We start from the raw sequence: 10602 nt of genomic DNA, 5'->3' as shown, positions 1-10602 counted from the left end.
CACCTGAGCGTGCTCAGGTGTACGGGCCCCTCAAAGAGGTGCTGCTGCCGGGTGGTCCTACTGGGTGCGGTTCTCACCGCGGTAGAACTCGAAGACCCAGCCGAACAGGCCGACCAGGATCAGCGGCAGCGAGAAGAACAGCAGCCACCAGCCGATCGCGATCGACAGGAAGGCGAACGCGCCGCCGATGCCCAGCGCGAGCGGCTGCCAGCTGTGCGGGGCGAAGAAGCCCAGCTCGCCGGCCTCGTCCGCGACGTCGGCCTGCTTGTTGTCCTGGGCCATGGCATCGGCCCGCTTGGCCGTGAAGGCCAGGTAGAAGCCGATCATGAGGCTCAGCCCGAAGGCCAGGACGAGCGCCGTGGTGCCCGCGGGCTCCTTCGACCACACGCCGTACACGACGGCCATGACCGCGATGAAAACGCTCAGCCAGATGAACAGCCAGCCTTGGATCTTCACTTGCCCGACTCCTTCGCGCTGAGGGCGAGCGACTCGATGCCGTTGTCCCGGTGGTTCTCCAGCTGGTCGATCGCGGAGATCTCCGGGTGGTGCAGGTCGAACGCCGGGGATTCCGACCGGATGCGCGGCAGCGTGAGGAAGTTGTGCCGCGGCGGCGGGCAGGAGGTCGCCCACTCAAGAGAGCGGCCGTAGCCCCAGGGGTCGTCGACCTCGATCTTCTTGCCGTACTTCGCGGTCTTCCACACGTTGTAGAAGAACGGGAGCATCGACAGACCCAGCAGGAAGGAGCTGATGGTCGAGATCGTGTTCAGCGCGGTGAAGCCGTCGGCCGCGAGGTAGTCCGCGTAACGACGCGGCATTCCTTCGGCACCGAGCCAGTGCTGCACCAGGAACGTGCCGTGGAAGCCCACGAACAGCGTCCAGAAGGTGATCTTGCCGAGCCGCTCGTCCAGCATCTTGCCGGTGAACTTCGGCCACCAGAAGTGGAATCCGGAGAACATCGCGAAGACCACGGTGCCGAAGATGACGTAGTGGAAGTGCGCGACGACGAAGTACGAGTCGGAGACGTGGAAGTCCATCGGGGGCGAGGCCAGGATGACGCCGGTCAGACCACCGAAGGTGAAGGTGATCAGGAAGCCGACGGCCCAGAGCATCGGTGTCTCGAAGGACAGTGAGCCCTTCCACATCGTGCCGATCCAGTTGAAGAACTTCACACCTGTCGGCACGGCGATGAGGAACGTCATGAACGAGAAGAACGGTAGGAGCACGCCGCCCGTCACGTACATGTGGTGGGCCCAGACGGTGACCGAGAGACCGGCGATCGCGATGGTCGCGGCGATCAGACCGATGTAGCCGAACATCGGCTTGCGGCTGAAGACCGGGATCACTTCGGAAATGATTCCGAAGAATGGCAACGCGATGATGTACACCTCTGGATGGCCGAAGAACCAGAAGAGGTGTTGCCACAGGATCGCGCCGCCATTGGCGGAATCGAAGATGTGAGCACCGAATTTACGGTCCGCCTCCAGGGCGAACAGCGCGGCGGCCAGCACCGGGAAGGCGAGCAGGACCAGAACACCGGTCAGCAGCACGTTCCAGGTGAAGATCGGCATGCGGAACATCGTCATGCCGGGAGCGCGCATGCAGATGATCGTGGTGATGAAGTTGACCGAGCCGAGGATCGTGCCGAAGCCGGAGAAGGCCAGACCCATGATCCACATGTCGGCGCCGACACCCGGCGAACGGACCGCGTCCGACAGCGGGGAGTAGGCGAACCAGCCGAAGTCGGCCGCACCCTGCGGGGTGAGGAACCCGGCCACCGCGATGATCGAGCCGAAGAGGTAGAGCCAGTACGCGAACATGTTCAGCCGCGGGAACGCCACGTCGGGCGCACCGATCTGCAGCGGCATGATCCAGTTGGCGAATCCGGCGAACAGCGGCGTCGCGAACATCAGCAGCATGATCGTGCCGTGCATCGTGAACGCCTGGTTGAACTGCTCGTTCGACATGATCTGCGTGCCGGGACGAGCGAGCTCGGCGCGCATGAAGAGCGCCATCAGTCCGCCGATGATGAAGAACACGAACGACGTGATGAGGTACATCGAGCCGATGGTCTTGTGGTCAGTGGTGGTGAGCCACTTGATCACAATGTTTCCCGGCTCCTTGCGCCGTACCGGCAGCTCGTTCTCGTACGAGTCGACTGCTGCCGCGGCACCCTTGGGTTCGTTGAGGATGCTCACAGTTTGTTCGTCTCCGCATTCCGGGCCGGGTCGGTCAGCTCAATGCCGGCCGGGATGTAGCCGGTCTGGCCCTTCTCCTTCAGGTCCTTGAGGTGCTGCTTGTACTCCTCAGGAGAGACGACCTTCACGTTGAAGAGCATCCGGGAGTGGTCCACGCCGCAGAGTTCCGCGCACTTGCCCATGAAGACGCCCTCCTTGTTGGGCGTCACCTCGAAGGCGTTGGTGTGGCCCGGGATGACGTCCTGCTTCATGAGGAACGGCACCACCCAGAAGGAGTGGATCGTCTCGCGCGAGGTGAGCACGAACCGGACCCTCTCGCCCTTGGGCAGCCACAGCGTGGGACCGGGGTTGCCGGTGTCGGGGCTACGGGTGCCGGGGATGCCGTACTCGTAGACGCCGTCGGCGCCGTCCGGGAACTGCTTCGTGTACTTGTCCGGGATCGCGCCGAGTTCCTTGGGAACCCCGGTCTTCAGCTTGGTCTTGGGGTCGGTCTTCAGACCGGTGGACTTGTTGTCGTCCACGTCCTCGACGTAGTTGAAGCCCCAGCTCCACTGGTAGCCGACCACGTTGATCGTGTGGGTCGGCTTCTCGTCGAGATGGAGAAGCTTCGATTCGTCACGGGCGGTGAAGTAGAACAGCACCGAGACGATGATGAGCGGGGCGACCGTGTACAACGCCTCGATGGGCATGTTGTAACGAGTCTGCGGAGGTACCTCGACCTTGGTGCGGCTGCGCCTGTGGAAGATGACACTCCACAGGATCAGGCCCCACACCAGCACGCCCGTGACGAGCGCTGCCGCCCACGAGCCCTGCCAGAGGGAGAGGATCCGCGGCGCCTCTTCCGTTACCGGGGTGGGCATCCCCAGTCGGGGGAAGTCCTCCCATGTGTACGAGCAACCAGAGGCGGTCGCCAGGACCACGCCCGCGGTCAGCACCTGGAGCAGCTTCCGCCGCATCGGGCGCCGCGACGAGCGGTCGGAGCCGTTGGGACTCACGTAGCGCCTTCCCGAGAGTCTCGCCCGCGCGTGTAGTTGGCTGCGGCCGTCTCAACTCGGTCGGTCGCCGGCCCTGACGCGGGCAGGGGTTTGGATGTTTATGCGGACCAAACCCTACTGGACGCTATTTGGGGTCGCGCGGGGAGGGTGCCCAACGCGCCGCGCCCCACCCCGAAGGGGTGGCCCCGCCGAGGGTCACCGGCGCACGACGGGTGGAACCCCCGCCTCCGCCTCGGATCTGACGACCCCTCCCCCGATGGCGGTACGGGGCCGGGCGCGGGCGGCGGCTAGCGTGGCCGGGTGCCCTACTTCGACGCCGCCTCCGCCGCCCCCCTGCACCCCGTTGCCCACCAGGCGCTGCTTGCCTCGCTGGACGAGGGCTGGGCCGATCCGGCCCGCCTGTACCGGGAGGGGCGGCGGGCCGCCCTGCTCCTGGACGCCGCGCGGGAGGCCGCGGCCGAGGCCGTCGGGTGCCGCCCCGACGAGCTCGTTTTCACCCCTTCGGGAACGCACGCCGTGCACGCGGGAATTGCCGGAAGCCTCGCGGCGCGTCGGCGTGTCGGCCGCCACCTGGTCACCTCCGCGGTCGAGCACTCGTCCGTACTCCATTCGGCGGCGGTCCATGTGGCGGACGGCGGGTCGGCGAGCGAGGTGGGGGTGGGGCGCAGCGGGGCGGTCGACGCCGCCGACTTCGTACGGGAGGTGACCGCGGACACCGCGCTGGCCTGTCTGCAGTCGGCCAACCACGAGGTCGGCACCCTCCAACCGGTGGCGGAAGTCGCACAGCAGTGCCGGGAGGTGGGTGTGCCGCTGCTGGTGGACGCGGCGCAGTCGCTGGGGTGGGGCGCGGTGGAGGGGCCGTGGTCGCTGCTCACCGCGAGCGCGCACAAGTGGGGCGGCCCTGCCGGGGTCGGGCTGCTGGTGGTGCGCAAGGGGGTCCGGTACGCGCCGCAGGGCGTGGGGGACGAGCGGGAGGCCGGGCGCTCGCCGGGGTTCGTGAATCTGCCCGCGATCGTGGCCGCGGCGGCCTCGCTGCGGGCGGTGCGGGCGGAGGCCGCGGCGGAGGCCGGGCGGCTGCGCGCGCTGGTGGAGCGGATCCGGGTGCGGGTGCCGGAGCTGGTGGCGGACGTGGAGGTGGTCGGCGACCCGGTGGCGAGGCTGCCGCACCTGGTGACCTTCTCGTGCCTGTACGTGGACGGGGAGAGCCTGCTGCACGCGCTGGACGGGGCCGGGTTCTCGGTGTCGTCGGGGTCCTCGTGCACGAGCAGCACCCTGACGCCGAGCCATGTGCTGCGGGCGATGGGGGTGTTGTCGGAGGGGAACGTACGGGTCTCGCTGCCGCGGGGGGCCGCCGAGAGCGACGTGGAGCGGTTCCTGGAGGTGTTGCCCGTGGCGGTGGGCGGGGTGCGGGAGTCGCTCGGGATCCCGGCCGCGGCCCCTGCTGTCGAGGGTTCGGCGTCCCTCACCGTGGACGCGCTCGGGAAGCGGTGCCCGATCCCGGTGATCGAGCTGGCGAAGGTCATCGGGAACGTGCCGGTGGGGGGCACGGTCACGGTCCTGTCCGACGACGCGGCGGCCCGGCTGGACATCCCCGCCTGGTGCGACATGCGCGGACAGGAGTACGCGGGCGAGGAGGAGCGGGAGCGGGGGGTGGCGTACGTGGTGCGCCGCACCAGCTAGGGCCGCCCGCCACCCCGCCCCCTTGGGCACAGGGGCCGCCCCCTGGGGCGGAACGGGTGGGCAGGGGGCGGCCCCGCGCGGAGCCGCCCCTTCGCGACCGCCCGGGCTCGCGATCGCCCGGCCCGGCCGCGCGTACGCAAACGCTGGACAGGCCGAGTGGGGACGGCCCCACCGGGCCCGTCCCCGCCTGAGAGCCGTCAGGCCAGGTGGCCCTGGACTTCCGCCGCCGCCTCGTCGCCGTACGCCTTCGTGAAGCGCTCCATGAAGCCGGCGCGGCTCAGCGTGTACTCCTGCGTGCCCAGCGTCTCGATGACCAGGGTCGCCAGCATGCAGCCGATCTGGGCCGCGCGCTCCAGGCTGACGCCCCACGCCAGGCCGGAGAGGAAGCCCGCGCGGAACGCGTCGCCGACGCCCGTCGGGTCGACCTTCGCCTCCTCCTGCGCACAGCCGACCTCGATCGGGTCGAGACCGAGCTTCTCGATGCGTACGCCGCGCGAGCCCAGCGTGGTGACGCGGTGGCCGACCTTGGCGAGGATCTCGGCGTCGGTCCAGCCGGTCTTCGACTCGATGAGGCCCTTCTCGTACTCGTTGGAGAAGAGGTACGTGGCGCCTTCGAGGAGCGTGCGGATGTCGTCGCCCGACATGCGCGCGATCTGCTGCGAGAAGTCGGCGGCGAAGGGGATCGTGCGGGAGCGGCACTCCTCCGTGTGGCGGAGCATCGCCTCCGGGTCGTCGGCGCCGATCAGGACGAGGTCCAGGCCGCCGACGCGGTCGGCCACCGACTTCAGCTCGATCTGGCGGGCCTCGCTCATCGCGCCCGTGTAGAAGGAGCCGATCTGGTTGTGGTCGGAGTCCGTGGTGCACACGAAGCGGGCCGTGTGCAGGACCTCGGAGATGCGGACCGAATCCGTGTCGACGCCGTGCCGGTCGAGCCAGGCACGGTACTCGTCGAAGTCGGAGCCGGCCGCGCCGACCAGGATCGGACTGGTGCCGAGCTGCCCCATGCCGAAGCAGATGTTGGCGCCCACTCCCCCGCGTCGCACGTCGAGGTTGTCGACGAGGAAGGAGAGGGAGACCGTGTGCAGCTGGTCCGCGACCAGTTGGTCGGCGAAACGGCCGGGGAAGGTCATGAGGTGGTCGGTGGCGATGGAGCCGGTGACTGCGATACGCACGGCGGGGCTGCTCCCTGTGGGGATGACGGGAAGAAGACGATGACAGCTGCCCAAGCTACCGGGTCGCGCCCGTACGGCCGATGCGGCAAAACTACCCGATAGTAGGGCTTTTTTCGTGAGGCCGCAGGTGCATACGGTGCGAGGAGACCGGGGTTCCGCTGATCCGGCGGGCCCCCAGAGCACGGGAGCTCCTCGCATGCCGAAGCAGATCGTCCGTACCCCTGCCGCTGCCGCCGCCCCTGGGGAAGTGGACGGCGGGTGGGCGCAGTTGCAGGGCGACTGCGCGCGCATGGTGGCGCACTGGGCGGTGCCCGCGTCCGTCGCCGAGAGCGTGCCCGCGTCGCTGATCCACGGTGTCGTGGTGCCGTCGGCCTCCGCCCGGCTGGTGGGGGCGATGCCCGAGTACGGGGCCTGAGCGGAGCCGGGGCGCCGCCCCGGGAACCGGAAGGTCGCTCGCGCCGTCCCATCGGTGTCTCCTGTAAAGGGGGCATCCGCATCAGCCGCCCCTCGGGCGCAGGCGAAGGAGCGATCCGGTGAGCAGCGAGCAGCAGGCGCGTCCCACTCCCCGTCGGCGGCCGACCCCGCTGGCCGCCGCCTCGGTGGCGGCAGCGGTGCTGCTGATCGGGGGTGGGGGCGCGTACTGGGCGTCCACCGCGGGCGGCGGTGGCGCGGGCAGTCCCGTTGACCCCGGTGGCGCTCCCCCGCCGCTCGCCCTCGACGGGCATACGGATGCGGGCTCCGGCGGTGTGGCCGCCGGTGGCACTGCGCCCGCGCCGACCGGCGGCGGTCCCGTCGGGATCGCGCCGGGCGAGCCCGATCCGCACGGCGGCGGGTTCGGCCGGGTGGTGTACCGGGCGGCCGGGAAGCTGCCGGAAGGCCCCGGCTCCGCCCCGGTGTTCCGGGCGCAGGGAGCCGTCGGCGCGGACGAGGTCGGCCGGCTCGCGCAGGCGCTCGGCGTCGCGGGCACACCACGGCTGAGCGGTGGTTCCTGGCTGGTCGGGGCGCTGGCGGACGGGTCGGGCGCGCAGTTGCGGGTGAGTGAACGGGCGCCCGGCACCTGGACCTTCGCGCGCGGTCCGCAGGCGAAGGGCAGCACCGACTGCGTGCAGGGCAAGCAGTGCGTGTCGGGCACGCCGGTGGACGAGGCGGTCGCGAGGAAGGCGGCGGCTCCGGTGCTGAAGGCGCTGGGTCTGGGCGACGCGAAGCTGGACGCGGGGCAGGTGCTGGGCGGTGCGCGGGTGGTCAACGCGGACCCGGTGGTCGGCGGGTTGCCGACGTACGGCTGGGCGACCGGGATACCGGTGGGGCCCGACGGCCGGGTGGTGGGCGGCAGCGGGCAGCTGAAGGGCCTCAACAAGGGCGCCGAGTACCCGGTGGTGGGTGCGGGGAAGGCGCTGGAGCTGCTCAACAGGGCGGGCCGGGGCGTGACCCCGCCGAAGACGGACGACTGCACCGGTCCCGTACCCGCGAAGGGGACGGAGCTCTCGGTGGAGCCGGTGGAGCCCGGGCCGCCGCAGGGGAAGATCCTGCCGTGCGAGCCGCGGCAGGTGCCCGGGCGGACGGTGACGGTCGGCTCGGCGGTCTTCGGCCTTGCCGCGCAGTACGCGGACGGGCAGCGGATGCTGGTGCCGTCCTGGCTGTTCCGGGTGGCCCCGGCGGGCGACGAGGCGCCGTACACGGTGACGTACCCGGCGGTGGAGCCGAGGTTCCTGGTGACGCCCGCGCCGCCGAGGAGCGATCCGTCGGACGGTCCCACGACGGACCCCACGGCCGGTCCCGGGACCACTCCCGACCGGCACGTCGAGTCCTACCGGACGGACGGGCGGAAGCTCTCCCTGACCTTCTGGGGCGGCGTGTGCAGCGACTACGCGGCGAAGGCGGCCGAGGAGGGCGACGCGGTGAAGGTGCGGATCGTCGAGACGAATCCGGACCCGAAGCGGATCTGCGTCTCGATCGCGAAGAAGCTGACGGAGACGGTGACGCTGGAGAAGCCCCTGGCGGGGCGGAGCGTGCTGGGCGAGGACGGGAAGGCCGTGCCGAAGGGCTGAGCCCGGTCTTCAGCCCGGCCTGAGCACGTGGCCGGGTGCGCGCATGGCGAAGGCGGTTGTCCCGGGTCAGAGACCCCGGGGCAACCGCCTTGCGCTTCCTGCTAGTTGAACGAGTCGCCGCAGGCGCAGGAGCCCGAGGCGTTCGGGTTGTCGATCGTGAAGCCCTGCTTCTCGATGGTGTCGACGAAGTCGATGGAGGCGCCGCCCAGGTACGGGGCGCTCATCCGGTCGGTGACGACCTTCACGCCGTCGAAGTCCTTGAGGACGTCGCCGTCGAGAACGCGCTCGTCGAAGAAGAGCTGGTACCGCAGGCCCGAACAGCCACCGGGCTGCACGGCGACGCGGAGTGCCAGGTCGTCCCGGCCTTCCTGGTCGAGCAGGGCCTTGACCTTGGCCGCGGCGGCGTCGGACAGGAGAATGCCGTCGCTCACGGTGGTCTTGTCGTCCTGAACGGACATCTACATCTCTCCCGGGTTGTACGGACTGCTTGCCGACGGTTGCAACCGGCGGGGCCTCGGATTCATTCCGGGCCCGAGCGTCTGTCTTGTCCTTTCATGCTCGCACACCGAGTTCCCCGGGGGAGGCGGGCGGGGGACGGAGGCGGGCACGGGGGCCCGGTCCGGGAATTCGTCACATCGACGAGATCGGCATCGTCAAAGTGACGTGAAGCAGTTATGATAGATAACGTCATTTCGACGAAAAGGCCCCTCGTTCCTTCTCCTCCCGGGCCCTCTCGCATCTCGCAGAACAGAAAGGGTGCGTGTCGTGACCACCGCCCAGCCCCGTCAGATCGACCTCGACGTCCAGCCGTCGCCCCTCGCCCTGCTGCTGCTCGGCCGCGAGGCCGACCCCAGGAGCGAGCGCGGCGTGGAGTGTCCCGGTGACCTGCCCTCGCCGTCCGACCCTGACCTGGTGGAGCGCGCCCGCGCGGCCAAGGAGAAGCTCGGGGACAAGGTCTTCGTGCTCGGCCACCACTACCAGCGCGACGAGGTCATCCAGTTCGCCGACGTGACGGGCGACTCCTTCAAGCTCGCGCGGGACGCCGCCAACAAGCCGGAGGCGGAGTACATCGTCTTCTGCGGCGTGCACTTCATGGCCGAGTCCGCGGACATCCTGACCTCCGACGATCAGAAGGTCGTGCTGCCGGACCTGGCTGCGGGCTGCTCGATGGCCGACATGGCCACCGCCGAGCAGGTCGCCGAGTGCTGGGACGTGATCACCGAGGCGGGTCTCGCGGAGAGCGTCGTCCCCGTCTCGTACATGAACTCCTCCGCCGACATCAAGGCCTTCACGGGCAAGCACGGCGGCACCGTCTGCACCTCGTCCAACGCCAAGCGCGCCCTGGACTGGGCGTTCGAGCAGGGCGAGAAGGTGCTCTTCCTGCCGGACCAGCACCTGGGACGCAACACCGCCGTCCGCGACATGGGGATGTCGCTGGACGACTGCGTGCTCTACAACCCGCACAAGCCGAACGGCGGCCTGACCGTCGAGCAGCTGCGGAACGCCAAGATGATCCTGTGGCGCGGGCACTGCTCGGTGCACGGCCGGTTCTCGCTGGAGTCGGTGGAGGACGTACGGGCCCGGGTTCCCGGCGTACGGGTCCTGGTCCACCCTGAGTGCAAGCACGAGGTCGTCGCGGCGGCGGACGAGGTCGGCTCGACGGAGTACATCATCAAGGCCCTGGACGCGGCCCCTGCCGGTTCCAAGTGGGCGATAGGCACCGAGCTGAACCTCGTACGGCGCCTGGCCAACGCGCACCCGGACAAGGAGATCGTCTTCCTCGACAAGACGGTCTGCTTCTGCTCCACCATGAACCGCATCGACCTCCCCCACCTGGTGTGGACCCTGGAGTCGCTGGCCGAGGGCAACCTGGTCAACCGGATCGAGGTCGACCGGGAGACGGAGAGCTTCGCGAAGCTGGCGCTGGAGCGGATGCTGGCGCTCCCCTAGCGGATCCCCGCGCTCCCGTAGCGGATCCCCACGCTCCCGTAGCGGACCTCGGGCCGATGAGTTTCGCTGGAGGGGACAGTCCACCCTTCAGTACCGCAGGAAACGCATCGGCCCGAGGAGCACACACATGCTGTACATGATCCAGATGAACGTGGACGCCGATCAGTGGGACAGCGTCATGTCCTCGTACAACCAGGACGACATGCAGGCGATGTTCGCCCACATGGAGGCCCTCAACCAGGAGCTGACCTCGGCGGGCGAGATGGTCGAGGCGCGCGGACTCGGCGGGCCGGGCCTCGCCAAGACCGTACGGGCGGGCTCGGACGGCAAGCCGCGGATCACCGACGGACCGGCCGCGCCCGGCCCGATCCTGGCCGGGTACTGGGTGGTCGACGTCAAGAGCGAGGACCGGGCGTACGAGATCGCGGCGCGTGCCTCCGCGTGTCCCGGCCCCGGCGGCAAGCCGGGCAACGACCCGGTCGAGGTGCACGCGATTCCGGACGACCCCACGGTCTGACGGCCACTGCGTCACACACATGAGTAAGGGGCGCCCTCCAGGGAG

10 protein-coding genes are annotated in these 10602 nt (G+C 69.6%); 5 read left to right on the top strand and 5 right to left on the bottom strand.

What is annotated here, in order from left to right; translation table 11 throughout:
• Positions 1-57 precede the first annotated feature (57 nt).
• From ACWGIG_RS31770 to ctaC, 3 genes are read right to left on the bottom strand one after another with little or no spacing between them, the layout of a single operon-like run.
• Positions 58-456, bottom strand: coding sequence for a cytochrome c oxidase subunit 4 (locus ACWGIG_RS31770; RefSeq protein ID WP_453325150.1), 399 nt, complete (start codon positions 454-456; stop codon positions 58-60).
• Positions 453-2195: an aa3-type cytochrome oxidase subunit I gene (ctaD, locus tag ACWGIG_RS31765; RefSeq protein WP_453325149.1), complete on the bottom strand. Its 1743-nt coding sequence runs from the start codon at positions 2193-2195 to the stop codon at positions 453-455. The genes ACWGIG_RS31770 and ctaD overlap by 4 nt, the downstream gene beginning before the upstream one ends.
• On the bottom strand, positions 2192-3190 hold the full coding sequence (ctaC, locus tag ACWGIG_RS31760; protein ID WP_453325148.1) for an aa3-type cytochrome oxidase subunit II: 999 nt from the start codon (positions 3188-3190) through the stop codon (positions 2192-2194). Before ctaC ends, ctaD begins: the two co-directional genes overlap by 4 nt.
• A gap of 300 nt (positions 3191-3490) precedes the next feature.
• Here ctaC and ACWGIG_RS31755 point away from each other — a divergent pair, with 300 nt between their 5' ends.
• Complete coding sequence (locus ACWGIG_RS31755) at positions 3491-4870, top strand: aminotransferase class V-fold PLP-dependent enzyme (RefSeq protein ID WP_453325147.1); 1380 nt, start codon at positions 3491-3493, stop codon at positions 4868-4870.
• A 197-nt stretch (positions 4871-5067) separates the two neighbouring features.
• Here the strand turns inward: ACWGIG_RS31755 and ACWGIG_RS31750 are convergent, their stop codons facing one another.
• Complete coding sequence (locus ACWGIG_RS31750; RefSeq protein WP_453325146.1) at positions 5068-6042, bottom strand: carbohydrate kinase family protein; 975 nt, start codon at positions 6040-6042, stop codon at positions 5068-5070.
• Between the two features lie 196 nt (positions 6043-6238).
• On the opposite strand from ACWGIG_RS31750, the gene ACWGIG_RS31745 reads away from it, so the two are divergent.
• Positions 6239-6457, top strand: a complete 219-nt coding sequence (locus ACWGIG_RS31745; RefSeq protein ID WP_453325145.1) for a hypothetical protein — start codon at positions 6239-6241, stop codon at positions 6455-6457.
• Positions 6458-6575: 118 nt separating this feature from the next.
• The gene (locus ACWGIG_RS31740) at positions 6576-8090 is read left to right on the top strand and encodes a hypothetical protein (protein ID WP_453325144.1); all 1515 of its coding nucleotides are present in this window, start codon (positions 6576-6578) and stop codon (positions 8088-8090) included.
• 101 nt (positions 8091-8191) lie between these two features.
• Here ACWGIG_RS31740 and ACWGIG_RS31735 read toward each other — a convergent pair whose 3' ends face one another.
• Entirely contained in the window at positions 8192-8548 is a 357-nt protein-coding gene (locus ACWGIG_RS31735; protein WP_453325143.1) for a HesB/IscA family protein, read from the bottom strand.
• Positions 8549-8846: 298 nt separating this feature from the next.
• On the opposite strand from ACWGIG_RS31735, the gene nadA reads away from it, so the two are divergent.
• Together nadA and ACWGIG_RS31725 are read left to right on the top strand one after the other, a co-directional pair.
• Complete coding sequence (nadA, locus tag ACWGIG_RS31730; RefSeq protein ID WP_453325142.1) at positions 8847-10040, top strand: quinolinate synthase NadA; 1194 nt, start codon at positions 8847-8849, stop codon at positions 10038-10040.
• 127 nt (positions 10041-10167) lie between these two features.
• Positions 10168-10557, top strand: coding sequence for a YciI family protein (locus ACWGIG_RS31725; RefSeq protein ID WP_453325141.1), 390 nt, complete (start codon positions 10168-10170; stop codon positions 10555-10557).
• Positions 10558-10602: the final 45 nt, after the last annotated feature.

This window comes from Streptomyces sp. NPDC054863, from assembly GCF_053610825.1.
Note: the sequence above shows the minus strand (reverse complement) of the source record. Positions and strands in the feature narration are given on the sequence as shown.

Excerpts from the sequence above, each read along its gene's own strand:
- ACWGIG_RS31745 (WP_453325145.1), top strand. The coding sequence starts at position 6,239 with ATGCCGAAGCAGATCGTCCGTACCCCTGCCGCTGCCGCCGCCCCTGGG.
- ACWGIG_RS31725 (WP_453325141.1), top strand. The coding sequence starts at position 10,168 with ATGCTGTACATGATCCAGATGAACGTGGACGCCGATCAGTGGGACAGC.
- ACWGIG_RS31735 (WP_453325143.1), bottom strand. The coding sequence starts at position 8,548 with ATGTCCGTTCAGGACGACAAGACCACCGTGAGCGACGGCATTCTCCTG.